Origin of the sequence: Priestia sp. RMT2NF4, assembly GCF_047872835.1 — a bacterium.
Classification (GTDB): Bacteria; Bacillota; Bacilli; order Bacillales; family Bacillaceae_H; genus Priestia; species Priestia zanthoxyli.
Map to the genome: position 1 here is coordinate 206,763 of NZ_JBLQZO010000002.1, position 24,467 is coordinate 231,229.

At 39.6% G+C, this 24,467-nt stretch carries 25 protein-coding genes; 6 read left to right on the plus strand and 19 right to left on the minus strand.

What is annotated here, in order from left to right:
• Positions 1-71 precede the first annotated feature (71 nt).
• Positions 72-1,106: a sensor histidine kinase gene (locus ACMX9J_RS10270; RefSeq protein ID WP_409405507.1), complete on the minus strand. Its 1,035-nt coding sequence runs from the start codon at positions 1,104-1,106 to the stop codon at positions 72-74.
• A 1-nt stretch (position 1,107) separates the two neighbouring features.
• A complete protein-coding gene (locus tag ACMX9J_RS10275; RefSeq protein WP_409405508.1) occupies positions 1,108-1,779 on the minus strand; it encodes a response regulator transcription factor in 672 nt (223 codons plus the stop codon).
• Positions 1,780-2,104: 325 nt separating this feature from the next.
• Here ACMX9J_RS10275 and ACMX9J_RS10280 point away from each other — a divergent pair, with 325 nt between their 5' ends.
• Positions 2,105-2,923 (plus strand): squalene/phytoene synthase family protein, encoded by an 819-nt coding sequence (locus ACMX9J_RS10280; protein WP_033579942.1) that lies wholly within the window; start codon positions 2,105-2,107, stop codon positions 2,921-2,923.
• Positions 2,924-2,958: 35 nt separating this feature from the next.
• Here ACMX9J_RS10280 and ACMX9J_RS10285 read toward each other — a convergent pair whose 3' ends face one another.
• Positions 2,959-4,908, minus strand: coding sequence for an FUSC family protein (locus tag ACMX9J_RS10285; protein ID WP_033579941.1), 1,950 nt, complete (start codon positions 4,906-4,908; stop codon positions 2,959-2,961).
• A 156-nt stretch (positions 4,909-5,064) separates the two neighbouring features.
• On the minus strand, positions 5,065-5,325 hold the full coding sequence (locus ACMX9J_RS10290) for a metal-sensitive transcriptional regulator (protein WP_013058561.1): 261 nt from the start codon (positions 5,323-5,325) through the stop codon (positions 5,065-5,067).
• A 378-nt stretch (positions 5,326-5,703) separates the two neighbouring features.
• Between ACMX9J_RS10290 and ACMX9J_RS10295 the strand changes: the two genes are divergently transcribed.
• A complete protein-coding gene (locus tag ACMX9J_RS10295; protein ID WP_033579940.1) occupies positions 5,704-6,144 on the plus strand; it encodes a NucA/NucB deoxyribonuclease domain-containing protein in 441 nt (146 codons plus the stop codon).
• Between the two features lie 35 nt (positions 6,145-6,179).
• A complete protein-coding gene (comJ, locus tag ACMX9J_RS10300) occupies positions 6,180-6,587 on the plus strand; it encodes a competence protein ComJ (protein WP_033579939.1) in 408 nt (135 codons plus the stop codon).
• Between the two features lie 101 nt (positions 6,588-6,688).
• Here the strand turns inward: comJ and ACMX9J_RS10305 are convergent, their stop codons facing one another.
• The 4 genes from ACMX9J_RS10305 to ACMX9J_RS10320 form a co-directional block, all read right to left on the minus strand.
• Positions 6,689-7,279: a CPBP family intramembrane glutamic endopeptidase gene (locus tag ACMX9J_RS10305; RefSeq protein WP_028414990.1), complete on the minus strand. Its 591-nt coding sequence runs from the start codon at positions 7,277-7,279 to the stop codon at positions 6,689-6,691.
• A 395-nt stretch (positions 7,280-7,674) separates the two neighbouring features.
• Entirely contained in the window at positions 7,675-9,993 is a 2,319-nt protein-coding gene (gene helD / locus ACMX9J_RS10310) for an RNA polymerase recycling motor HelD (protein WP_416225766.1), read from the minus strand.
• A 243-nt stretch (positions 9,994-10,236) separates the two neighbouring features.
• Positions 10,237-10,362 (minus strand): hypothetical protein, encoded by a 126-nt coding sequence (locus tag ACMX9J_RS10315; protein ID WP_016765178.1) that lies wholly within the window; start codon positions 10,360-10,362, stop codon positions 10,237-10,239.
• 138 nt (positions 10,363-10,500) lie between these two features.
• Complete coding sequence (locus ACMX9J_RS10320; protein ID WP_033579937.1) at positions 10,501-11,016, minus strand: enoyl-CoA hydratase/isomerase family protein; 516 nt, start codon at positions 11,014-11,016, stop codon at positions 10,501-10,503.
• A gap of 242 nt (positions 11,017-11,258) precedes the next feature.
• Between ACMX9J_RS10320 and ACMX9J_RS10325 the strand changes: the two genes are divergently transcribed.
• Positions 11,259-11,627, plus strand: coding sequence for a winged helix-turn-helix transcriptional regulator (locus tag ACMX9J_RS10325; RefSeq protein ID WP_013084552.1), 369 nt, complete (start codon positions 11,259-11,261; stop codon positions 11,625-11,627).
• A 23-nt stretch (positions 11,628-11,650) separates the two neighbouring features.
• On the opposite strand, the gene ACMX9J_RS10330 is transcribed toward ACMX9J_RS10325, so the two are convergent.
• From ACMX9J_RS10330 to ACMX9J_RS10365, 8 genes are all read right to left on the minus strand, one after another.
• Positions 11,651-12,865 carry a cytochrome P450 gene (locus ACMX9J_RS10330; protein WP_165636153.1) on the minus strand — a complete coding sequence of 405 codons (1,215 nt, stop codon included), beginning with the start codon at positions 12,863-12,865 and terminating at the stop codon, positions 11,651-11,653.
• A 169-nt stretch (positions 12,866-13,034) separates the two neighbouring features.
• Positions 13,035-13,430 carry a DoxX family protein gene (locus ACMX9J_RS10335; protein ID WP_013058570.1) on the minus strand — a complete coding sequence of 132 codons (396 nt, stop codon included), beginning with the start codon at positions 13,428-13,430 and terminating at the stop codon, positions 13,035-13,037.
• Between the two features lie 156 nt (positions 13,431-13,586).
• The gene (locus tag ACMX9J_RS10340; protein ID WP_416225767.1) at positions 13,587-15,008 is read right to left on the minus strand and encodes a glycosyltransferase family 2 protein; all 1,422 of its coding nucleotides are present in this window, start codon (positions 15,006-15,008) and stop codon (positions 13,587-13,589) included.
• 44 nt (positions 15,009-15,052) lie between these two features.
• Positions 15,053-16,276 (minus strand): nucleotide sugar dehydrogenase, encoded by a 1,224-nt coding sequence (locus ACMX9J_RS10345; RefSeq protein ID WP_416225768.1) that lies wholly within the window; start codon positions 16,274-16,276, stop codon positions 15,053-15,055.
• Positions 16,269-17,795 (minus strand): glycosyltransferase family 2 protein, encoded by a 1,527-nt coding sequence (locus ACMX9J_RS10350; protein ID WP_165636150.1) that lies wholly within the window; start codon positions 17,793-17,795, stop codon positions 16,269-16,271. The genes ACMX9J_RS10345 and ACMX9J_RS10350 overlap by 8 nt, the downstream gene beginning before the upstream one ends.
• A 2-nt stretch (positions 17,796-17,797) precedes the next feature.
• Positions 17,798-17,998 carry a hypothetical protein gene (locus tag ACMX9J_RS10355; protein ID WP_013084559.1) on the minus strand — a complete coding sequence of 67 codons (201 nt, stop codon included), beginning with the start codon at positions 17,996-17,998 and terminating at the stop codon, positions 17,798-17,800.
• A gap of 18 nt (positions 17,999-18,016) precedes the next feature.
• Positions 18,017-18,364 carry a DUF2642 domain-containing protein gene (locus ACMX9J_RS10360; RefSeq protein WP_034270507.1) on the minus strand — a complete coding sequence of 116 codons (348 nt, stop codon included), beginning with the start codon at positions 18,362-18,364 and terminating at the stop codon, positions 18,017-18,019.
• A gap of 252 nt (positions 18,365-18,616) precedes the next feature.
• The gene (locus tag ACMX9J_RS10365) at positions 18,617-19,291 is read right to left on the minus strand and encodes an NlpC/P60 family protein (RefSeq protein ID WP_033579928.1); all 675 of its coding nucleotides are present in this window, start codon (positions 19,289-19,291) and stop codon (positions 18,617-18,619) included.
• Between the two features lie 185 nt (positions 19,292-19,476).
• Between ACMX9J_RS10365 and ACMX9J_RS10370 the strand changes: the two genes are divergently transcribed.
• Positions 19,477-20,766, plus strand: coding sequence for a protoglobin domain-containing protein (locus ACMX9J_RS10370; RefSeq protein WP_416225769.1), 1,290 nt, complete (start codon positions 19,477-19,479; stop codon positions 20,764-20,766).
• A 40-nt stretch (positions 20,767-20,806) separates the two neighbouring features.
• Here ACMX9J_RS10370 and ACMX9J_RS10375 read toward each other — a convergent pair whose 3' ends face one another.
• The 3 genes from ACMX9J_RS10375 to ACMX9J_RS10385 all read right to left on the minus strand — a co-directional run bounded on the left by ACMX9J_RS10375 (position 20,807) and on the right by ACMX9J_RS10385 (position 22,893).
• A complete protein-coding gene (locus ACMX9J_RS10375; RefSeq protein WP_028415001.1) occupies positions 20,807-21,337 on the minus strand; it encodes an HTH-type transcriptional regulator Hpr in 531 nt (176 codons plus the stop codon).
• A gap of 195 nt (positions 21,338-21,532) precedes the next feature.
• Positions 21,533-22,396: an RsiV family protein gene (locus ACMX9J_RS10380; protein ID WP_047749996.1), complete on the minus strand. Its 864-nt coding sequence runs from the start codon at positions 22,394-22,396 to the stop codon at positions 21,533-21,535.
• Complete coding sequence (locus ACMX9J_RS10385; RefSeq protein WP_047749995.1) at positions 22,393-22,893, minus strand: RNA polymerase sigma factor; 501 nt, start codon at positions 22,891-22,893, stop codon at positions 22,393-22,395. The genes ACMX9J_RS10380 and ACMX9J_RS10385 overlap by 4 nt, the downstream gene beginning before the upstream one ends.
• Before the next feature lie 159 nt (positions 22,894-23,052).
• On the opposite strand from ACMX9J_RS10385, the gene ACMX9J_RS10390 reads away from it, so the two are divergent.
• Positions 23,053-24,462: a polysaccharide deacetylase family protein gene (locus ACMX9J_RS10390; protein WP_416225770.1), complete on the plus strand. Its 1,410-nt coding sequence runs from the start codon at positions 23,053-23,055 to the stop codon at positions 24,460-24,462.
• Positions 24,463-24,467: the final 5 nt, after the last annotated feature.

A 24,467-nucleotide genomic window follows, 5' to 3' on the forward strand; every position in this document is an offset into this window, starting at 1 on the left:
TGTATAGCTCTATCTTACTTCGTAACAAGGAAAGATTCGTTTGAAGCAGATGACAATCTCGGCTTTCAACCTTACATTTTTGAAAGGTTATCAAAAGAATTCGGTTTGTAGAAGGTCAAAATTACGGTGGTTCCTTCGTGTAAAAGTGAATGTACCTCTATTCGATGGCCAAGAGCATCTGTAATTTTTTTTGAAAAATACAGCCCTAGCCCCGTAGCTCCTTTCGATTTTCTTCCGACATTTCCTGTAAATCCTTTTTCAAATACGCGCCGAAGGTCTTGTGGTGGAATGCCCTCCCCTTGGTCAACGATAAATAACTTCACATACTTCGGCGTTTCTTCACTAAAAAAAGAAAGCTTTCCTTCTAGAGGGCTATATTTAATTGCATTGGATAACACTTGCCTCACAACAAACTGCATCCACTTTGGGTCAGTTTGCACTAACGTATCTAGATTCTTTTCATCAATATGCAGTCTTTTCTCAATACACCATTTCGAGAAATACGCAACGTTTGGAAAAACAAGTTCGCTTAGCGACACTGCCTGCACCTGGTAATCTTTTTCTAAGTGACGCAGACGTGCGGCATATAAATTCTGATCTACTAACCCATCAATTTTCATCCATTCATCTTCAATATCCTTAAGCCAAGGCCATTTATAAAGCTCTGTACGACGAGCGTTAATAAGCAGCTTCATAGCAGTAAGCGGCGTTTTGATTTCATGAACCCACGTCGTTATATATTCCTGCTGTTCTCGCTGCTGTACGTGAAGAGCGTGAGTTTGTCTGCGATAGACACGATCTATACGCTGCAGCAGACTCAGCATGTCTTCATCTGCTTTCGTTCGCACGTATGAATGCATTTCTTGTAAATCGTACGCGTCATTCTGCAGCATTAAACTTAATCTTTTTATAAATCTTCTTTCTTTTACTCCTCTCCATAAAAGAAATAGAATTAGCATACACAGCGTTAAAAGATTCAAGTACCAAAACGAAGTAGACGATACCTTAATATCATACTCGAGAAGCAGCAGAGCATCGATTACACTCAGCCATAGAAGAACGAATAGAATCCAGCTTAGCCTTTCTCTTAAAAACCTTTTCCACATTTTAATTCACCAGATATCCTTGACCTTTTTTGGTCACGATTTGATCATTCAGCCCGATTTCTTCCAGCTTGGTACGAATGCGTGTGATGTTGACTGAAAGCGTATTGTCACTTACAAATTTCTCATCTTCCCATAATCTTCGCATAAGCTCTTCTCGCGATACAATCTTGCCTCGCTCTTCCAAAAGAAGCCGTAAAATAAAAAATTCATTTTTCGTTAAATGAACTTCTCGATCGTTATAATGCAAACTTCCTTTTTTTAAGTCTAGCACCGCACCGTTCCACTCGATAACGTCTGAAATCGTGTCTCCATACGAATACGTTCTGCGCAGAAGTGCCTGCACTTTAGCAATAAGAACATCCAAGTTAAACGGCTTTTGGATATAGTCATCCGCCCCAACATTCATTGCCATAACAATGTCCATTGGATGTTCACGAGACGACAGAAATACGATAGGAGTTTTTGAAACTGTACGTATTTGCTGACACCAGTAAAACCCGTCATATACAGGTAAATTCACGTCTAAAATGACCAATTCTGGGCTTTCTGCAATAAATACTTCCATTACCTTTTGAAAATCTTCTACTCCAGCCACTTCAAATGACCACTGTTCGAATTTTTCTTTCACTAATTCATATATTTTGCTATCGTCTTCTACAATTAAAACTTTCATACCTTCACCTCTGTATTCTCCTATGTATTATGTATACCCGACTGTTGAGGGTTTTCTTAAAAGTTCATCTAACCCATTAGCATGACGGCAATTTTCTTAAAAATAAACTTTTTATGTCTGTAAAATGAAGAATGAACGAGTATTATCGTAGTGTAAACTTGTGCATGATACAAGTATCTCTGTTTAAATACTACAAAATAATGACAATATCGTTAATAAGTAATCTTTAAACTCCATTAAATGCTCATTTTTTGTTACTATAGTATATAAGATGAAAACTTAAACTAATTTGACATGTGGATATGTAAAAAGGAGCTAGTTATCAATGAGTGTACCCAACAAATTACGCGACAACGCAATGGTGATGTTAAAAGAGACAAGCCGAACATTTTTTATTCCAATTAGCCACTTGCCGGCAGAATTGCAAGATGCAGTAGGATCTGCTTACTTATGTATGAGGGCAATTGATGAAATTGAAGATCACCCTGAGCTAGAAGCCGGTGTAAAAAGCCGCTTGCTTTACGCCATTAGTGACCTGTTAAAAAAGTCTTTTAACGAAGACGACTACATGGCATTAGTAGGTCCTTATCAAGCTGATTTACCTGACGTAACGCTTCAGCTCGGCAACTGGATTGCGCTTTGTCCGACTGGAGTTGCAGATCAAGTATTAGATGCAACTTCTATTATGGCCAAAGGAATGGCCGATTGGGTAGAAAAAGACTGGCATATTCAAAATGAAGCGGATTTAGATGACTATACGTTCTATGTAGCTGGTCTAGTAGGCGTGATGCTTAACGACATTTGGAAATGGTATGACGGCACGGAGACAGACAAAGAATTAGCCATTGCATTTGGACGCGGCTTGCAGTCTGTAAATATTCTGCGCAATACCTCGGAAGATTCAGAGCGTGGAGTCAGCTTCTTCCCTAACAACTGGAGCAGAGAAGATATGTTTGCCTATGCTCGCCGCAATCTGTCACTAGGAAAGAAATATTTAGAAGATGTCAAATCGCTTCCGATTCTTCATTTCTGTAAAATTCCGTTAGCGCTTGCCGATGGAACGTTAAACGCCTTAATGAAAGGAAAAGAAAAAATGACGCGTGACGATGTAAATAAAACGGTAAGTGAAGTTGTGGATATGTAAAAGCAAAAGCACGGAGCCCATTGGTTCCGTGCTTTTTATATTTCTACCTGCAGACTTTCATATAAAGCAGTTATTTCCCCTTGAATAATGGGGTAGCGTTTCAGGGTCGGAACACTTGAAAGCTTTGGCGCTCGCTTTTGCTCTGCTGCTGCGGCTAGCTGAGCAAATGTTTCCTGAAGCTCTCGCTTTTCCATTTCTGACAGCTCATATCCTTCATACGACGCAAGAAGCATATAACCTAACTGCTGCGTAGCGACAACTGCCGGCCACAGTCCTTCAAGCTTGACGGCCGTTTTAGAATATTCTCCAATCACATTATCATAAAGCGCCCGAAGATTAACTAGTTCCCCTTGAAGCTTATTTCTTTCTTGTTTAATTCTTTCTTCATCTTGTTCAGTGCTTAGCATTTCTAAAAATTGTCCTTCTTTTCGAATGACATCTCCAAGTAAATACGGCAGACGAAGCGAAGAAGCTCGTTTAAAAACTAATACCGTACCGACCACTCCAATAACAGAACCAATAACAATATCAATCACCCGAGCGGACGTAAAGTAGCTAATCGCTTTGTCCGGATGACCGCTTTCAGCAATTAAAAGAGCATTCGGTGTGATAAAAAGCGTACCGAGCGCGTAGTTTTTAACAATCACAATTTCAATCGTTGACTGAAGCACAAAGACAATGAGCGCAATGACAATTCCCGTTGGTTCAAGCATGAGAATCCCGGTTCCAATTAAAATACCTAAAATGGTTCCGACAGAGCGTTGAATACCTCGCTGAACCGTTGCACGAACGGTTGCCCCAAGCATCACTCCTGCACACGTGAGAGGAATCCAGTAAGACCTTGGAATATCTGTCGTGTAGGCAACAGCTGCGGCGATAATCATAATAATTCCGTAGCGCAAAGCGTTTTTAAGTACATACGAACGTTTGTGAAAAGCAGCTTTTAACCGTGCTTTTACGCTGCCTTGTGAAAATTGAATATACTCCGTTTCTTTTAATTCCTTCATTTGAAGAACGTCGTTTACATCTAGTAACAATGTGCGCAGCTCTTCTTTGATGGACAGCTCTTCAATTTCTTCTCGCACGTCTCGAATTTTTTTATGTTTTTTTAACGTGGCCATTTCGGATGCGAACGTTTCAATTACCGCTTGTGCTTTTTTCGAAACAGCCGGATTAAAATCATTCGCAGCGGCCATCACAAAAATAAACAGCCCTTCAGCTTTTTGGTTTAATAAAAACAGGCGGTGAGAAAACGATGATTTTTTTCGATTAATTTTCGCTTGCTTCATTGCTGTTTCCGCTGCTCGAAGCTCTACAACCGTTTTGTGCTGCTCAGCGTGAAACGATTCCGTGCCAAGTGATCCAACAAATGAAGCTAGCTGCCTATAAGCTTTCGCCACAGCGGCCGTTTCAGGCCCGCGCGGATTAATAAGCCAGCCGCTCATGCTAATACACCAAGATAGTGCTCCTCCTAAAAAAACGAGACCTGCATGCAAAAAAACTGCCTGTAAATTCGGAGCTGGAATGCTTGTACTCACTGCAAATGAAAGGACAAAAAACATCGCGGAAGGTCCCGGAATTTTTAAAGCTCCGAAGATATAAACCGATACGGCTCCAATCACACCAAATAAAATAGTTTTCATCCACTCCACGTCAGCAAATAACGAGCCTAGCGTAAAGCACAGCGTAACGCCAAGCAAAGCTAAAAATAACTTAACGGCACGCTGCGCGTAAGGTTCATCTTTTGTATACAAATATGTAAAGCCGCCAATACTTGCAATGAGTCCGTACTGCAAATGATCAAACAAAATTCCTATTAAAATCGGCAAACTTGAAGACAAGCCCGAGCTGATTCCTCTTACCCACGGAGAAGAAGCGTGGTTAAAGCGAAAAGCAGCTTTGATTCCCGGCGCTTTTGGAGAAGCCTCAATTTTATGATGAATTTCCGTATGATTATATGTTGGTGACTTTTTGTCATCACTCACCTTGACCTCCTCCTTTCTCTTCATATATCTTTCCTGTTCTTAAAACGAGATAAACCTAAAAAAGCGCTGTTCCTATCCGTATTGTGTTTAGGAACAGCGCTTTTTATCCTTATGAGCAGCGTACAGTAAAAACAAAAAGCAGATGAAACGAATGTCTCATCTGCTTTTTACTAACAGCTCTACTGCTTCTTTTACTAAGTTTTCGGTATTCTCGCCTTTTTCAATGCTTTCCCTTACGCATTGTTCAAGGTTTGTGCTGACAATAACACCCATCGTGCGATCAATTGCGCTTCTGGCTGCTGAGAGCTGTGTCACGATGTCGCGGCAGTCTTTTCCTTGTTCCATCATATTCAAGACGCCTTTTAACTGACCTTCAATTCGTTTCAAGCGATTTTTAACTTGCTTATCATATTCCATCATACTACTACCTCCGCTCATGCATGATTGCGTTTCTTGCTTTTAAGCTATACGCAAGAAGTAAATGTATACACAACTTTATACCTATTAGGGTATGATGTCAAGTAAAGGAAATTGACTCTTTTTTTCACCTAGGACTCACCCACATGCAAATAGACACTTCACACTCCATTTAATCTGAATCGTAAGTAGATAAACATCAGAAAGTATAACTCTCAGAATATTATGGGGGCTTTTTACATCTTACAGACAAGACAAAATGATCATTTTTACATAATTGTTAATACTTGTTTACACCGTATTTATTGTCCTGTAATCTAAACTTAGCAATCTGAGAGTATAGTTAAGCTGTAAAAACGACTACACTGGAGGTTTGAGATGAGTACATACGGGAAAAAATTAATGGCAAGTCTATTCATTATCATTGCATGCGTTTTAGGGTTTATAGGACATGCAGCGTTTTTAGCTCCTGAAAAAACGGAAGCCGAAGTAAACTATGATGCAACGCTTTATTTTCCACTGGACCGATATCCTGAAACGGGTGATCATATTCGCGACGCGATTGCCGCTGGTCACTCTTCCGTTTGCACAATTGATCGCGACGGTGCTGAAGCGAATCGGGAAGAATCGCTGAAAGGATACCCAACAAAAACAGGATATGACCGCGACGAATGGCCAATGGCTATGTGCGAAGAAGGCGGAGCGGGAGCTGATATTCGCTATATTTCACCTTCTGATAACCGCGGAGCGGGCTCATGGGTTGGAAATCAATTAGAACAATACCCAGATGGTACACGCGTACAATTTATCGTGCAATAATAGCTGAACAAGCTTTACTTTGAAGAGGTGAAAAGATGAAAACAAAATGGAAAGAACAAGAGCTAACGATGTCATATCATCAGTTTACGCTGTTTCAAAAAGGACAGCCAAAGCCCCATCACGACTGGAGTGATGAAGATATTCAAAAAGGATATGTCGCAGATGATAAAGCCATTTCGTTTGAAGCTGTTTCGAACACAAAAGCCATTGTCGAAGTGTGGGTAAACGAAACTCCAGACGCATCACAAGCTGAAAAGACGACTCGCCTTCCATTTCACGTCGAAAGCGATGGCATTGAAATCAAAAGCGTCCTATCTGAAGCCTTAAGCTATGATATTCCAAAAGGATATTATTACGTTACATGCCTGACCATTCCTCTTCAAGAAAAAACAAACTCAGGCCTTTACTTAGTGAAGTATTTGCTGCATTTTGAAAGTCAATAAAAAAAGACGACCTACTGTAGACAGTTCAGGTAATATACAATACTAATAACTCATAAAAAGCTCAGAGCGATATATAGCTCTGAGCTTTTTGGTGCAAGATACTAAAATATCCATCCGTTAAAGACCATGCCTAAATTAATAATAAAATGAAAAACTACGGCTGGGTATATGCTTTTCGTCTTTAAAACGACAAATGCATAGAAAAGTCCACCAAAAGAAAAAAGTAAACTTGTTACCACAGGAATTCCTATTGATATGTGCAAGAGACCAAATCCAATACTCGTAATAAAAACAGCGTAAAAAGTCGATAGATTACTTTTTAATTGAGATAACATGATCCCTCTCCAAAGCACCTCTTCTAAAATAGCGTTTATGATTGAGAATACTATACCGTATATGACGAATGATTTTGTATAGCTTATATCTTCAGCGAATAGTAAAGGTACAAAAATTGTAGCCGAACCAATTAGACCAAACAGTAAAAAATACGTTAGCTTAATTGAATGATGTGGCATCACTATACGTTTCTGCCAGTCTGGTAATGATGCAAAAAGAAATACCTTTTGCTTGGACAATAAAATTGAAAGCAATAGTCCACCTATGATAAACAAAAGTAAAACTCTGTTTACAATGATTTTCATCTCTTTAGATAGATCCCATTCAATGAAATAATTGCTTCCTACTTGAAACATACATGTCCCTACTAAAAAGAATAGAAACAGAGAAACAGTTGAACGATATTTAGAGGTTAAAGCGTAGATAAAAAGCAAGCCTATGATGGGCAACATTCCTGCAGCAAATAACTTATAAGAAAAAAGAATAATACCCGAGAAAAATAAACTTATCAAAGAGGTGAGTAATACATTTATTCGTAAATATTGGATATAAAAATCCTCCTTTCACTGTCTTTCTAATTCGTTTTATAGTAGTGGAAACTTAATCAAACAATTTTTATTTTGGCAATGAACAGGAGCTGAATCCATATAAATAAAAAATCGAGGGGAAAACCTTTGCGATTTCACCCTCGATTTTCCGTACTACTACTTCTCCACTTTCTCAGATACTCAAGCCACTGGCCGTTCTCTTTTTATTGTGCTTGGTATTCATAAGTTTCTTTATTTGATATAAACGGGCTGATTTCACCAAGTGAGAACAAGTGCAGCTCATGCATCGCTCTTGTACATGCTGTATAAAATAAATTTCTCTCATATTCATCCTGATAACATTCACTCGAGGCATTGTAAATGATGACTGCATCAAACTCAATTCCTTTTGCTAAGTAGGCTGGCAGGACAAGCATGCCTTTTTCAAATGAACTTGTTTCTTTTGTCAGCAGCCTTGCAGACATCGAATCAGGCAGTGCTTGGAATGCTTCTCGGCTTTCTTCAGCAGTTTTGGCAATCACAGCAATTGTTTTATAGTTTTGCTGCTTCAATTCATTAATTTTGTGTATAATTGCCTCATGCAGATCTTTGACGTTACCTGCAGCCGTCACGGTCGGCTTCGCTCCGTCTCGATTAAACGGATCGATTAAATGGCCGTTTGCCACCATATCCCTTGAAAACTCGACAATTTGACGCGTTGATCGATAGCTTCTTGTAAGAGTCAGCGTTTCTGCTTCTTTCTCTTCGTACAGTTCGCTTGAAAGAATGGTCGGTGCGTTCAAGGCGTGCGCATAAATCGCTTGATTCAAGTCTCCAAGCAGCGTCATTCTAGCATGCGGAAACAGCTCTTTTAAAAACGCTAGCTGAAACGGTGAATAATCTTGTGCTTCATCAATAAACAAATAGCGAATGACAGGATTGGCTTTTCGCCCTTCAATTTGATCTTTTATATACAAGTAAGGCGTTACATCTTCATAAGACAGCTTCATGTTCATAACTCTTTCCACCGTGTTTTTAGCTGTTTCGTCCCATCCTTCTACATGTGAAAAAAGGTGATGTCTTTCAAACAGCTGCATATAGATACGGCGAATGTCGATGAATTTAAGCTGCTTGATGGCCTGCTTAATAAATTTCATTTTCTTAGCTACAACGGCTTTGGCTAAATACGCTTGTTCCCGGTCAAAGTCATCAAATGAGCTTTCCGTATAGCCTTCCTTTTTCTGCAGATGCTGATAGGCCTCGACATAATCTTCTTTTTCTAAAAGCTGAATTTCTTCTTGAACCCAATCTTTTTTACGTTCAAGTTTTTCAAGCTGGTTGATGAGCTTAAGCGCCCACTCGGCTACGAGCTGCATTCTGTTAGGAATGGAAATTCCCGTATCAAGCGAATAGAAATAAGATAACAAACGCCGAGCAGATAACACGATTTCGCCGCGAAACTTAATATTTTTAAAAATGATGTCTTTAGTAGACAGCTCTTCGATATACGCATCTACCTGCTTTTTAAATTCACGGCTTGCTTTGTAGCGGATTTCCTGCATTTTTTGTTTTTTTGCCGCAGCATCTTTTTCCGTTAGTAAATATTCAATTTGAACGAACAAATCCTCCACGTCAAACTCGTTTCCTAACCGTCCGTCGGCATATTGCTGAAACGTTGTTTGTTTCATATTGTCTTCTCCAAGCTCTGGAAGAACAGTTGAGACGTAGCTGTTAAAAAGCGGATTTGGCGAAAACAGCATCATGTTTTCTGCAGTCAGCTGCTTTCGGTGATGATAGAGAAGATAAGCCACCCGCTGAAGAGCTGCAGACGTTTTACCGCTCCCTGCTACTCCTTGGACGATCAGCACTTTATTTTTTTCATTTCGAATAATTTGGTTTTGTTCTTTTTGAATGGTCGCTACAATACTTTTCATTTGACTGCTTGCGTTGTGTCCGAGCACTTCTTGAAGCAGCTCGTCTCGAATGGTAATTCCTGTATCAAACATGCTTTTAATTACGCTATTTTCGATAATAAACTGACGCTTTAGCTTCATCTCGCCTTTTATCGCTTCACCTGGCGTTTCGTACTGCGCTTTTCCCGGTGAATAATCATAATAAAGACTCGAAATAGGCGCACGCCAATCATAAATTAAAAACTCTTCATCTTTTTGATCCATTAAAGAGCCCACGCCCACATAAATAGCTTCCGCTTCTTTTTCACCATTCTCTATAAAATCAAAACGTCCAAAATAAGGGGATTGCGTTAGCTTTTTTAATGTTTTTAATTGATCATACGCTTGTCTATGGGTAATTTCACGTTCAGCTAAAAGTTCTGCCTGCTGCTTAATGCTCGTAAATGTCTCAATCACGTCATCCGGCTCATCCATATTAACCGTGACATCGTCCCAAAACGTGCTTCGCAAATCGACAATTTCGCCTTTTACGCTTCCTACGCTTTCGCCTATTTTTTCAGCTTTTTGGCTGATTTCTTCGACTACACAATCAACTCGCTGCTGTTCTTCTGTTAAATTTTTATCTTTCACTTATCCACACCCCTTACACACGTTACCCGATAACAAAACTTGTTACCGGGTAAAAGCGATCATTGTTTATTTTTTCAGAGTCTACATACTTCCCTACTGAGTTCGTAAATCCCTGCTATGTAACCATATTATGTCTTAATTTCCACCGTTAGTATACTGAAAAATAATGAGCTCCACAACAAAAAGGGCTGAGAAAGTCTCAAGCCCCTTATCTTTATAAGTTGTTTCTCTACTTATTAGCTATTACTGTTTCCAAAAAGTTAGCAGATGAATGATGGCTGACACCACTTCTACCCCTTGAAACGCCAGTAAACCTGCTGCTGCCGCTGTAAACAATCCGACTACCGCTTCTTTAAAAATGAATGGCATTGATACCAGCTCCTTTGCTTATTTAAAATAAGTAGATTTGTTATCATTCTACTCCTTTTTTCAGAATTTTCAATACCTTTTATCAACAAAATAAAATAAAAACGCTTTCACTTTATAAAAATAAAGTGAAAGCGTTTTTTAAGCTTCCTTTTCTAATGCGTTCAGCGCAAGCGAATAGTCCAACCCTTTTCCTTTTTGCACAATATGCTGCACTTTACCCATGTTGCATGCTTCTTGCGCACTAACGGTCATGCCGTTTGTTAACTTCAGCTGCACAGGTTCTTCTGCAATTCGTACGTCGCATGCTAAAGCTAGCTCATACCCTCCGCCAAACGTAAAGTTTGTAAGAAGCGCAATCGTTTGTTTGGAGCTGCATGAAATGCGCTGAAAAATCGCTCGAGCTGTTACTGCATGAATCGGCTGATAAAGCCTTCCTGTTTCTTCACGCAGGAAAGAAGTTGTTCTATGATCGCCGTTCATTTTATAGTACTCTCCCATAAATACAATAGATCCAACCGACGCATCGTGCTGCAGCTCATTCATCGTTTCTTGCAGCTCATACATAACTTCACTGTTCAAACGATTAAGCATCGACTGATTCATTCGTACAACCGCCACGTGATTTCTTTTTTCTACTTTGATAAATCTTTTCATCGTTCCTCCGCCCTTTCCCCTGTCGTTCTTTATAAATAAAGCGCTTTCAAAATATTTCGCTTTTTAATAGAAAAGTTATTTTCATAGTTTCATCATACAACAAACTCATAATTATTTCCATTACTTTTTTAATTTTCCGTCAATAATCCCATGAATCATTTCCATGTTTTTATCAAATAAGACGTGCTATAGTATAAACAGCACAAATGCAGCTGAACTCACGGATAAAAGGAGTAATCACTATGAAATACGACTTAACAAAATGGGAGCCTCACGGCTATTCTTGCCCTGTGGAAGCAGCCGTTGATGTAGTCGGAGGCAAATGGAAAAGCGTCATTTTATATCAATTATCGAAGGAACGCCGGCGCTTTAATGAACTGCGCAGACTCATTCCTGGCGTAACGCAGCGAATGCTCACGCTGCAGCTTCGCGAACTTGAGCGCGACGGAATTATCCACCGCGAAGTCTACAAACAAGTTCCGCCTAAAGTAGAATATTATTTAACGCCTTTTGGAGAAACTCTCATTCCTATTATCGAGCTGATGTTTAAATGGGGATATGATCATACGGATAAAATTGCTGAAGCGAGAATTCAGGCAGAGAAAGAGTAAAAAGCACGCAAAGCGTGCTTTTTTTATACATGTTTACGAATCAATAATTCTTCTAACCCGTATACAAACGTGCTTTCAATCGGCTTTAACTCAAATGCCGGGCTCCAGTCCATATGCGGATAGCGGTCAATCAGCTCAGCCAGCATAATCTTTGCTTCGATTCGAGCAAGCGGTGCTCCTAAGCAAAAATGAATCCCTCTTCCAAATGCCATATGCATATTTGGCTTTCGGTCGATTTTAAATACATCCGGGTCTTCAAAGTACTGCGCGTCTCGGTGCGCGGATCCCATCCATGGAATAACGTGTTCGCCCGCTTTTAGTTTTTGACCTGCAAGAGTCACATCTTTTTTTACGATTCGGTGAAGAGCCTGAACGGGTGAACGATAGCGAAGAACTTCTTCGATCGCAGAAGGCAAAAGCTCTTTCTCACGTTTGAGGTGTTCAAAAGAAGCCTTATCTTCCATTAAACAATAAATTGTATTTGAAATTAAGTTCGTAGTTGTTTCGTTTCCTGCAATCAGCAGCAAAATGGAAAACCCGACGATTTCTTCATCCGTTAGCTGCTTCCCTTCTTCTTTTGCTTGAAGAAGCACGGAAATAATATCATCTCCTGGCTGCGTGCGCTTTTCTTCAATGATTCGATAAAAGTAAGTTTCTAACTCATCGTTTGCTTTCATTTTCTCTTGCTGCAATTTTTCGAGCGTTTCACGTTCATTATTCGATGGACCCGCTACGATAATATCCGACCAGTCTTTAAACTGACGCTGATCTTCTATCGGGACGCCTAAAATATCGGCAATTACCATAACCGGAAGCGGATAGGAAAGATGCTCGACTATATCAATATCTTCAAGATGCTCAACTTCTTGTAATAATTCAGCGGTAATGCGCGCAATTTTAGGCTCCCATGCTTTCATTGCTTTAGGCGTAAAAGCTTTATTAACAAGCGCTCTCATTTCAGCATGCTTAGGCGGATCAATATTAATTAGGCTCGTTCCTAGAGCAGTTTGTCTTTGGTTTTGTGGAGGTCTTCGATCAGAAGAAAAAATATTTTTTTGTTCCAGCACTTCTTTGACCCCGTCATAGTGAAAAACATCCCATACCTGCCTTTCTTCATCCCATTGCACAGGCGCGCTGTTTCTCATCTCTTCATACCATGAAAAAGGATTAAAGCGCTCTTCTTTTGTTTGAATCGTATTCACTTGACGGACGATTCCGTTTTCTCTTTCGGTTTTCATGTTAAAACCTCCCCGTATCGTTCAAATAGAATGACTGTATAGTCATCTATGACCAAATAGTACCATATATACGAATTTTCTTAAAAAGGATAGCTGTATATTTTAGTGAAAATGAATCGATAGAAGGATATATTTTACAAAAAAGGGTAGGCGCATATCGCCTACCTTTTTAAGAATAATGTTCTTCTGGTTTTTGTAATCGGTTGTCTAACGCGTACGCGCCGCTTCCTGCTAGAATCATATGAAGCGAAACGACAAAAAGGGCAACCTCAAGCTCATAGCCACCTGTAAAACCAGCACCGCTTTTCGCTGTAAAAATAGCGCCAATCATCACAATCGCAAACAGAACACCTATTAAACGCGTTTGAAACCCAAGAATCATAGCGGCTCCCCCTACGAATTCAATAACCGCAACCGCATAAGCGAAAAACGCAGGAATGCCCATGCTGTGGAAAAAACCGACCGTATTATCAATACCGCTTTGGAATTTGCCAAGACCATGAATAAAAAACGTTAGCCCTAACATAAGACGAAGTAAAAACGTTCCAAGCTGATAGCTTTTCATTTCTTTTCCTCCCTTTTTACTTTTGTCTGCACATGTAACAATTTTAGTTACAACTGTGAACAAATTCAAGGGGTTAGAACAGAAAAACAAGATATCAGCAAATTTTCTTATCTCATTTTAAACGTTTTTTTTTGAGAATAAGGCATTACTCCCTGCTCAGTCACGCTGAAGATAAGAGAGAAAAGCAAAAATATGATCGTGAACAATGAGTTCTGCCGTAGGAGAATGGTTCTTCAATGATAAGTGTTCAGAATATCGAAACCGATTGAATTTATTTACGTCAACATGATGAACGGCCTGCACATGAAAATTTTCTATTATTGCTTTTACTTGAGCAAAAGGCGGCATCACAAGAGATTCAGCTCCAATTTTTTGCAGGCACTCTCTGCTTATGGCATGAGGAACAGCTGTCATCGAGCTCATTAATAAATCTTTTCTTCCTACTGTCTCATTTAACACGTACTTCCACCCCTGCACAACATGCGTGAGCTTGGCTTCATCTTCACATACGTTTAAAGCTACATCAACACCGCTCGCTACCGCTGAAGCAAATGGATACAACTCTTGAGCTGAAAGAACAAAATCCCCGTCTATAAAGAGAAGAATATCTCCCGTTGCTGCAAGGGCCCCCGCAGCTCTTCCGCAATCATGCCCTAACCGCTCATTGTAGACGAGGGTTTTCACACCCTGTTCTTTGACATACGCCTCCGACTGATCAGTAGAACCGTTAATTACGACAATGATTTCTATTGGCTCAAGTTTTCTTGCTTCTGCAATCACTTGTTTGATTGTTCCTTCTTCGTTGCAAACCGGAACAATAACAGACAGCTGTTTGCCTCCATAAAAAGAAGATAATTTCCCCCAGCCGTGCTCCACAACTGGAAGAGGCTGTGCGAGCATATCCACTCGCCTTTTACGATTTGACGCAAGCGTATAGTATGTTTGAAGAAGCTGCTGGTAGGATTGAATTCGTTCTCTGCTACGCAGCGGGCGATCAAACGGACGAAAGCTTCCCTTTCCCTGCGTTTCAATCGTAATATGCGAGCTTACACGATACTGTGTTAAGAACGTCACAAATAAAGAAAGAGGCGGCAACTCCCAGTGGTTCTTTAATACGCTTACTAGCACACCGTAAGGCGCTTTTAAACAAGCGTTGGCACGATGAGGCTTTCCAAGTGCATGATGCAAAACCGTACTCCACGTAAGCTCGCTGCGGTTAAAAGTATTCATCTTTGTTTTTTCCCACTTGTTTAGCACCACATCGCTATGCCCAAATAACAGCGCCTGCACAAAACGCTCAATCTCAGAAGACGCAAGGATAATGTCTCCGTCTACAAATAAGACGGCATCTCCTTTAGCAGCCTTTGCCCCTTCCATTCTCGCTTCATGTGGAGACATACGCTTTTCTATTACTTTTACCGTGCACCCTTCTTCTTTCGCTATTTTAACTGAAGCATCGGTACAGCCGTTTGCAACTATGATAATCTCAAGCACGTTCACTTTTTTAATTTGTTTAAGCACGCTTTTTAGCGTTTCTTCTTCATTGTAAACGGGCAGCACGACAGAAAGAGTTTTCATTGATATCACCCCTAAAAAAAGAACCACTGAACAATTCAGCGGCTTCATTTGTTTAAAATACCTCTTGTATCGACAACTTTTTTTGCGTATTTTACAATCGACCAATCGATTTGACTGTGATCGGTTAACACAAGTACAACATCGCTTTTTTTAACTTCTTCTTTTGTCAGCGGGACAGAGAAATACGTTTGCTTATTTAATATAGCGGAGTCAATGTAAGGGTCATGATACGTCAGCTCATATCCTTTTGCTAAAAGACCTTCACATACCGTCAGCGCCGGCGATTCACGCATATCATTTACGTCTTTTTTATACGCCATGCCTACAACAAACACGCGTTTCTCATTTGCTGCGAGCTGCTTTTCAACACGTCTAATTACTTTATTTGGCATTTCTTCATTAATATGATGAGCAGCTTCAATAAGTTCGCTCGTTAACCCATTTTGCTTTAGTTTCCATAAAAAATAAAGCGGATCAACGGGTATGCAGTGCCCTCCAATTCCGGGTCCTGGATAATACGGTGTGAACCCAAACGGCTTAGTAGATGCCGCCTGTAATACCTCATGAAAATCAATCCCTAATTCCTCGCACAATTCATTTGTTTCATTCACCAACGAAATATTGACAAGGCGCTGAATGTTTTCAAACAGCTTGCACATTTCCGCTACTTTTGGAGAAGAAACAGGTACGACCTGCTGAAAAATACTTTCATAAAACGTCTGCACGTGATAAAGGCAGTCTTTGCTGTAGCCGCTAATCACTTTTGGAATATACTCAATGTCGTACGACTTATTTGCGGGATCGACTCGCTCTGGAGAATAAGCTAAATAAAAATCAACTCCCGCTTGCAAATCAGACTCCTTTAAAATAGGTAAAACGACTTCTTCAAGCGTGCCTGGATAGGTAGAGCTTTCATAAATAACGGTTTGTCCTTTTACCATATGTTCTTTCAAAAATGTAGATGCGCTAATAACGGGTCCTAGGTCTGGATTATGATTCTCTGTAATAGGAGTTGGCACGGTCACTACTACATAATCGCATGCTTGAAATGCGGAAATACCTTTTTTCAGTTCATATGCTTGAAAGTTTTTCTGGGTTTGAATCACATCATTACGTACATCTGGAATATAGCTTTCCCCTTGTTTTAGCGCTTCAATTTTCCGGACGTCAATATCAAGTCCAATCACGGTGTAGTTTTTCTTAGCAAACAACAGAGCAAGCGGCAGTCCCACATACCCTAGACCAATAACGGCAACTTTTTTATTCATTCTTCAACACCTCAAACAACAGATCATGTCTTCGTATGTCGGGAAGAAATTCGCCTCTTTCGCTAGTTTGGCTAATATAATACGCCATGGCCTCTACATAATCTCCTAAAATTCGCTGAGTTGCTTCTGCTAGACCTTTGACTTTCATATGCTCTTTTCGAATCCGGTTTGTTCGCGCCACATCCACAAAATGAACAGGCTGGACATTAAAGCCGTACATAATACTTTTTAATTGAAATAAAGGCGGAATAATAAGAGATTCGTAGCCTACTTTCTCCATTACATCTCGTTTAATGGCATGGGGAATAGCCGTCGTTGTATTAATTGTTAAATCAGGACGTTTACAGATAAGGTTCAGAAAATATTTGGCAGTACTTACCGAGTGAATAGGATGCACTTCGTCAAGCAGACACTCTAAATTATTAAGCGCTACATCAATGCCTTGGTCAGCTGCTTCTAAATACCGTCGTAAATCTTCCGCGGAAATCACAATGTCTCCATCTATGAACAAGCAAATCTCACCGCTACTGTACATCGCACCGATTGCTCGAGGGACGTTATGCCCAAGCCGCTGCTTGTAATGAAGAACAGTAGCACCCGCTTCAATCGCTCGCTTGACCGTCACTTCATCGGCTCCGTTGGCAACCACGATGATTTCTTCCACTCCTGCTTTTTTCACTTCTTGGATCACGCTTGCAATCGTTTCTTTTTCTTCACCTACTGGAATAACGGCACTGTACTTAACGCCTGCTTTCCGCTTCACGCTTGGTGTATAAGCGGAAACAACTTCTCGGTTTCGATTGCCGTCTGTTAGTCCGCCTCTTATTCCTTTTTCTTCAATAAGATGAGCTAATGCTTTAATGTGATCTCCAATGATATAGTTAGTGGAAATAGGAAAAGGTGAATTGGTAGGAATTGTTTTGTGGGTGGTTCTAATCTTATTGGTATAAATAACGTCTGAAGAACACGGTGCAACAATTGACATTCCTTTTAAAAGAGCAATCGTTTGAGCGAGCGGGGGATGAGCTAAGTTCTCGTATCCGATTTTAGCTGCTGATGTTTTTTTGATAGCATGAGGAATGGCTGTTAATGCTTGAACAGATAAATCTTCACGCTGTAAGCATAAGTTCAGCATGTATTTCGCAATGGAAACAGAATGAGGACGCACCTTTCGTTTCATAATCCACGTAAGGTCGTTTAACGCTATATCATGACCGGTTTCTATAGCTTGCGTATATTTTATCAGCTCTTGATGAGGAACCGCTATATCTCCGTCCAAAAAAAGCAAAATGTCTCCTTTTGCTTTTTTAGCCCCAATGGCTCTTCCAATATTAATGCCAAGAGCTTCCTCATAATAAATGACGCGGCAGCCTGCATTCTCGGCTATGGCCTTAGTGGCATCACTAGATCCATTTACTACGACAATAATCTCAAACGGCTTTATTTTTTGAGCTTCTTTAAGCACAGGTAATAATGAATCTTCTTCGTTACAGGCTGGAATAATCACTGATACTTTCAAACTCACTCAACTCCGCTGAAAATTCGAACATACGTGATGGCTACTAGTGGAATGGTTACGTCCGTTGGCTCACCATATGAGCTTGATGTACGCACAACAGCCGCTGCGTCCGTAACAGCAAGCAGTGTTCCATTAATAACGTCAATAGCTGTGATGATTTGCACAAATGAGCCAACATTTTCTCGTAATGTATCTTGAAACATACTTTTCTCTCCTTTCGTTTAAGCACCCTGAATAGTAACAATGCTTGTAAATGGAAGTAATACCGTTGATGTTGGAGACTCTACTAATTCTAAATAATCATCTCCTACAAATGTCACAACACCTTCTAGTGGACCAGCCGTTGTTTCAATCACAACTTCTTTCCCGATATACTGCTCGGCAATTTTTTTAAAAGGTGATTCTTGTGATTCTTTAATAATACTTATTACGTATTCTTTAAACGTGTCAGAATAAACGACTTCTTCTACTGCTTTCTTTGTGTTTTCCTGAATAAATTCAGCAAATCGATTTGAAAACAACAGGTGTTTTATCTTTTCTACATAGCGACGGTAACAACAAAAAAACATAAAGTTTGTTCCTCCTTTTTATACTGTTATCCCTTCAAATTACCTACAACAATTGACGTAACCTAAGAGATTACTTTATCAATATATACAAGCTCTGTCGTAAAGGTGACAGAACTTTTGTCGTATTTTCATACAAATACGCACATGACTAGCCCATTTTACACAGGTCCTTGTTACCTAGTCCTGTTGAAACGAAAACAAAAAAAAGACAAAGCTTTTAAGCTTTGCCTTGTTTATTTATTAAATTATGAATCAGTTGACTGCAATACGCTTTGCTCCTATATAGCGCTCTTTCCAATAGCTTGAATTTTTATCGCTAATTGTAACGCCTTTAGAAGACGATGCGTTAATAAACTGTCCGTCTCCAAGATAAATGCCTGCATGAGAAGGACCTTCTTTGTACGTTTCAAAGAAAACAAGATCTCCTACCTGCGGTTCACTTACATTTTCACCTGCTTTATAGATATCTTCAACCGTTCTTGGAATATCAACGCCTACGCTTTCTTTATATACATACTGAAGATATCCGCTGCAGTCAAATCCCGAAGGTGTAGTGCCGCCCCATTTGTACGGGGTGCCCATTAAGGATTTTGCTTTGCTGATTACTTTATCCGTATTCACTTCTGATTCGCCTTCTACAACGCCGCCTTTACCTAATGCATTGTATGTATTCTCTCCAACAATTCCATCTGCTTCTAGGTTATGTTTCTCTTGAAAAGCCATAACCGCTTTTTTTGTTTCATAATTAAAATAACGCGATACTTCGCCTTTTAAAAATCCTTTATCTTTTAACACCGTTTTAACTTGTTCAACATCATCATTTGTCATCCCTTGTTTTAAAACCGTGTCGCCAAACGCAGCATGTCCCATTGCCGGACTTGCAAATAAAGCTCCTCCTACAAGAAGCGCCGATAGCATTTTTTTCATTTCGTTTCCTCCCCGAATCATGTTTTAAGCACCGTACAACCATAACATCTGCGGATAACAATTCAATTAATAGAAGATAACAATTTGATAACAATCTTTTTAAACAGCCTCAACTCTTGGACGTAAAACGCCGAAATATAAGAAGAAGAGAAAAACAACTATTCTAGCAAATAAAGGTGATAAACATGAATTGGTTTAAACGAAAAAACGTGCACCCCGAAGCCGCGGCTGTCGAATCCATCACTGTAAAGCTTCATGTATCGGACCCGATGATAAAAAAGCAGATTAACATGATTTCCTTAACGGCAGAGGATCTCGAACGCATTGCCAGATTTCAAGTTCACGCGCTGAACGCCATCGAAGAAATCGTGAATGATTTTTATAAAGCTATTGGCGAACAGGCTCATTTGGTTGCGATTATCGAAAAGCACAGCAGCGTCCATGCATTAAAACAAACGTTAAAACAGCACATCTTAGAAATGTTTGATGGACAAATAGACGACGCTTTTGTGGTAAAACGTCAAAAAATTTCCAAGATGCACGTTAAAATTGGACTTGAGCCAAACTGGTATTTGTGCGCATTTCAAAATTTATTTACGTCGCTTCTTTCAGTATGTGAACGTACGATGGAATCAAAAGAAGAATGTCTAGCTTTTATCGCAAGTATGACCAAGCTTATTAGTCTAGAACAGCAAATTGTGTTAAAAGCCTATGAGCTTGAATATGACGAGCAGCGCGCTGGACTTCAGACTCAAAAAGAGAAAATTCAGCTAGAAATCTCTCGTACATCATCTATCCTTTCTTCGTTATCTGAAGAAACGAAGAAATTTATGAATCAAATGCACAATCAGTCTTCTGACGTCGTTTCTTATGCAAACAAAAGCTCCCAATTGGCAGAAGTCATTGAGAAAGAATCCGTTACGAGTCAAGCAAAATTAAAAGAAGAACAAAACATGCTTGGAAGCATACAAAAAAATACGTCGCTCATTCAAAACAAAATGAAAACGCTCGAACATACATCACAGCAAATTCATCAAATCGTTTCGATTGTTACTTCTATTGCGGAGCAAACGAATTTATTGGCATTAAACGCTTCGATTGAGTCTGCTCGAGCAGGTGAGCATGGAAAAGGATTTGCAGTGGTAGCACAGGAAGTACGGAAGCTTGCAGAAGAAACGAAGAAATCGATTTCTAATATTTCTACTTTTATCGGAGACATTCAAAAACAAATCGAAAGCGTTTCGGCGTTAGGTGGAGAAGTCGCTACATTAACAAAAGATACGGCTGACAATATGAACAACATTACTTCTTTTTTCACGAACGTCCTTAGCATAACAACCGAGAACAAACAGCAAACCGTTCTAACAAAAAAAGAGCTTGATAAAATCGCTGACGCAATGGAGCAGCTATCTCTGCGGATTGAGAAGATGGCCCATTCCTCAGAAGAACTTGAACGGTTAACTGAAAAAAGTTGATATGCCAAAAAGCCTTCTCAGCTTGCACAAGAAGGCTTTTTTATTTTTTCAAGCTAGCGGGCTCTTGAGAAGAACGTTCGATGAACTGGACAAAATCATCTCCGTATATGCTTCGAATCAGAGCCGTCAGCTCAACAAAGTCAGGCAGCTCTCCGTAAACATCTCGCAGCGGCATCGCTCCTTGAAACAAAGGATTTTCAAGAGGGTTATAATCCTCGATCGTTTTTAAAAACATCTTTTTTCCTTCTTCTGTGAGCTGCACGTATGTATTCCGCTTATCTTTCTCATTTTTAGAAAGGGTAAGATAGCCCCGCAGGTGCAATTTTTTTGCAAAGTTAAAAGCTGTGGATAAATGCATGACGCCTAGCTTTGAAATGTCGGTCATCGACGCAATTTCCAGCTGATAAGCAATCCCTAAAATGTGATGCTCATTAATGCTCAGATCGTACGGCTTAACCCACTGTTCCCAATCCTTTTCAGTAGACTTCCAAAGAGCTTTGCTTACTTGCATCACAAGCTGATTAAACAGCATGGCATCTTTAATCGTATCTTGATTTAACGTGCGTTTCACCTCTTCACTTCCTCTCTAAAAATGCAACCGTTCACATCATTTGTCCTTAAGACTTTATAAATAAAAAGAATGAAAATATATACAGAATATTATACATGATTGCTTATATATTTCAACTTATTTTGCATAAAAATAAATTTAAACGTTTCTTTATGTAAAAACCAGGCGTGAACGTTCAGTGTTCACGCCTGGTTTTTAATGAATATACCGTTTACCAACTAGAAGGTTTGAAATAACGTCTGTCGGAATTTCAAACTCAATGTTTCCCATATATCCTGGAGCGACTTTGTATTTATCAAATACAATTCTAAGCTTGTGATCTTTTGTAATGTAGAAGCTTTGATTTTCAGCAATCTCTTTAAAAGGATCCATATCTTCTTCAGTCAGCCAGTAGATTTTGCCTTCTTCATGCTTCATTTGATCTTTCATTTGCTGTTTAATATTTTCACTAATGACCTTTATATAGCTTTTATCTTTGAACAAACTTGGAAGCGTAATGAGCACTTCGTGTTTTTTATCAATCGTGTCGTACTGATTAACGCTCGACGTTGAAGCTCTCGATTCTTCCACATATCGATGAACCACAAGCAAATCATCGGTATCCGTCATAATATCATAGCCGCTGCTGACAGCCACGTTTCCTTTCTCTTCTTTTCGTAATGTTTTCATCTCTTTTTTAAACTGTTCATACAGCTGTTCATTTTCTTTTATATACTTTTCATTTAAGCTTGTTTGAAGACCTTTGTTTTCCAAGCCTGAAATCGATGGTGTTTTCACGTCAATACGAGAATGCTTTTCTTCTTGTTTCAGTTCCTCAAATGTAATTACTTCTACTACTTTTCCCAGTACAGGAATTTTTGCCATTGCATTTGCCGCATCTGGACTTACATTCACCGTTGTGATAAAAATCATCGCTGCTGCCGCAATCGAGCTCGGCCAAATATAGAATTTCTTTTTACGAGGGTGTGAAGAAAGTGCCTGTGCAACAACACCATCTAATTCGTCTGGAATAGGAATGTCATGATACTGCTTCTTTAACTTTTCTATTTTTTCATTCATTGTTCTAAGTCCTCCTCCGTCATCGTAATCCGCAACAGGTTCAACGCTCTGTATAGCCTTGTCTTTACCGTATTTACATTTTCCTCAATGATTTCCGCAATTTCGTCCATTTTTAAATCTTCGAAAAACCGCAGAATAATAATGGTCTTATATTTAACCGGCAGCTGATCCATTGCTTGCTTTAAATCAATATCTTCATACTGATCTTCACGTCCGCTGCTCAGATACTCAAGCTCTTCATCGCCCATAAGCGTTAAACGTTTATGCTTACGCAGGAAATCGATTGCCGTTCGTACAACAATTTTATAAAGCCAGCTTTTAATCGATTGAATATCTTTGATACTGTCTATTGAAATGAGTGCTTTTTTAATCGATTCTTGCACAATATCAAGCGCATCTTCTTGATTTTTTACATAGCTAAAGGCAAGCCGGTAAAAATCTGCTTTATGCTCGGTTATGCATGCTACGAGCATCTGATGTGCATCGTGTTTTTTCATTGTCTTTCATACCCCTTCTATTTTCTCTTGCTGAAGTACATCTATAAGGTAGACGGAATGAGTAGAAAAATAGTTTGGTTTTTTTAAAAAAAAGTAAAACTAAATGATGGTCTCATGCGTCTATTAGGTAGATATATACAAAAAGGGGAATATTACTACATGAAAACCATGGGCTACAAACGTATTTTGACACTGCTTGGATGCTGTATTTTGTTTCTTGGTACAGCAGGGTATATCGTCAAAGCAAACAGTACAGAGAAAAAAACGGCAAGTATTCAAACAGATCAAACCTATCCAGACGTTGAAATTCAAACGCTAGTTAAGGACCTTACCGACGGAGGCTATGCCATTAGCTACCCTTCCTTTGGTAAAAAAGAAATTGATCCATCCATTCAAGCTTACGTAACAGATCAAGTGGCACACTATGAAAAAAAGCTGAAGAAGCAGTCAAAAAAGAAAAAATCTGAATTAACGATTACATATAAAATCGTCCATTACAGCAAGCAAACGCTAAGCGTTGTCTTTGATGAATATGAATCTATAAATGGAGAGAAAGGAACGTCTTCTCTCAAAACCTTTACATTTGACCTGCCTGCTCAAAAACAAATGACGTTAAAGGATTTATTTAACGAGAATGCAAACTATTTAGATCGCCTTTCGGCTATTTCATATGCTGAATTAAAAAAACAAATGAAAGCAGCTGATTTTGACCCGGGCCTTCAAAAAGGAACTCAGGCAGCCAATCAAAATTTCAGTCAGTTTGCGCTGCTTGAAAACAGTATTGTGATCTACTTTAAGCCTTATCAGCTAGGTGCTGAACAAACGAAAACCAAAACAATCGCTATCCAAAAAGATTTATTTAAAGACATGCTGAGCGATGCTTACAAAGACGAAGCAGCAAATAAAAATAAAGTCAAAGAAACGCCTCCAAAACATATCGTTAACGAAATGCCGCAGCAAGGAGCGCCTATTGATCCAACTAAAAAAGTCGTTGCGATGACCTTTGATGATGGACCTAACCCTGCATCTACCAATGTGATTTTAGATGGATTAAAAGAAGTGAACGGACACGCTACCTTTTTTGTGTTAGGAAGCCGCGTTCAATATTATCCTGAAACAATCGAACGTATGGTGAAGGAAGGCAACGAAGTCGGAAATCACTCTTGGGACCACCCTCAGCTCACACGTTTAAATGAAGCGCAGGTCAAACACCAAATAGGCGATACCCAAGCCCTTATTAAACAAGTGAGCGGCTATGAACCACTGCATGTACGTCCTCCTTATGGAGCTGTGAATGCAAATGTAAGACGTTATGTCGGAAATGTTGGCGTGACTCTATGGGATATCGATCCTGAAGACTGGAAATATCGAAACGTTCCTCACTCCGTTCAAGCAGTTATGAGCCAAGTCGGAGACGGAAAAGTTATTTTAATGCATGATATTTATCAAACAAGTGCCGAAGCAGCGGTTGAAATTATGAAGCAGCTTCACGCACAAGGATATCAGCTTGTTACGATTTCACAGCTAGAACAAGTAAAAAAAGAGCGGGAACAGCTGCACTTGCAGTAGAGGAT

Coding starts and splice junctions, on each gene's coding strand:
- ACMX9J_RS10275 (WP_409405508.1), bottom strand. CDS start 1,779: ATGAAAGTTTTAATTGTAGAAGACGATAGCAAAATATATGAATTAGTG.
- ACMX9J_RS10365 (WP_033579928.1), bottom strand. CDS start 19,291: ATGAAAAAAATGCTATCGGCGCTTCTTGTAGGAGGAGCTTTATTTGCA.
- comJ (WP_033579939.1), top strand. CDS start 6,180: ATGAAAACAAAATGGAAAGAACAAGAGCTAACGATGTCATATCATCAG.
- ACMX9J_RS10325 (WP_013084552.1), top strand. CDS start 11,259: ATGAAATACGACTTAACAAAATGGGAGCCTCACGGCTATTCTTGCCCT.
- ACMX9J_RS10380 (WP_047749996.1), bottom strand. CDS start 22,396: ATGAATGAAAAAATAGAAAAGTTAAAGAAGCAGTATCATGACATTCCT.
- ACMX9J_RS10270 (WP_409405507.1), bottom strand. CDS start 1,106: ATGTGGAAAAGGTTTTTAAGAGAAAGGCTAAGCTGGATTCTATTCGTT.
- ACMX9J_RS10340 (WP_416225767.1), bottom strand. CDS start 15,008: ATGAAAACTCTTTCTGTCGTGCTGCCCGTTTACAATGAAGAAGAAACG.
- ACMX9J_RS10280 (WP_033579942.1), top strand. CDS start 2,105: ATGAGTGTACCCAACAAATTACGCGACAACGCAATGGTGATGTTAAAA.
- ACMX9J_RS10345 (WP_416225768.1), bottom strand. CDS start 16,276: ATGAATAAAAAAGTTGCCGTTATTGGTCTAGGGTATGTGGGACTGCCG.
- ACMX9J_RS10305 (WP_028414990.1), bottom strand. CDS start 7,279: ATGTTTCAAGTAGGAAGCAATTATTTCATTGAATGGGATCTATCTAAA.
- ACMX9J_RS10370 (WP_416225769.1), top strand. CDS start 19,477: ATGAATTGGTTTAAACGAAAAAACGTGCACCCCGAAGCCGCGGCTGTC.
- ACMX9J_RS10330 (WP_165636153.1), bottom strand. CDS start 12,865: ATGAAAACCGAAAGAGAAAACGGAATCGTCCGTCAAGTGAATACGATT.
- ACMX9J_RS10360 (WP_034270507.1), bottom strand. CDS start 18,364: ATGTTTTTTTGTTGTTACCGTCGCTATGTAGAAAAGATAAAACACCTG.
- ACMX9J_RS10335 (WP_013058570.1), bottom strand. CDS start 13,430: ATGAAAAGCTATCAGCTTGGAACGTTTTTACTTCGTCTTATGTTAGGG.
- ACMX9J_RS10290 (WP_013058561.1), bottom strand. CDS start 5,325: ATGGAATATGATAAGCAAGTTAAAAATCGCTTGAAACGAATTGAAGGT.
- ACMX9J_RS10355 (WP_013084559.1), bottom strand. CDS start 17,998: ATGTTTCAAGATACATTACGAGAAAATGTTGGCTCATTTGTGCAAATC.
- ACMX9J_RS10390 (WP_416225770.1), top strand. CDS start 23,053: ATGAAAACCATGGGCTACAAACGTATTTTGACACTGCTTGGATGCTGT.
- ACMX9J_RS10295 (WP_033579940.1), top strand. CDS start 5,704: ATGAGTACATACGGGAAAAAATTAATGGCAAGTCTATTCATTATCATT.
- ACMX9J_RS10320 (WP_033579937.1), bottom strand. CDS start 11,016: ATGAAAAGATTTATCAAAGTAGAAAAAAGAAATCACGTGGCGGTTGTA.
- ACMX9J_RS10385 (WP_047749995.1), bottom strand. CDS start 22,893: ATGAAAAAACACGATGCACATCAGATGCTCGTAGCATGCATAACCGAG.
- ACMX9J_RS10315 (WP_016765178.1), bottom strand. CDS start 10,362: ATGCCATTCATTTTTAAAGAAGCGGTAGTCGGATTGTTTACAGCGGCA.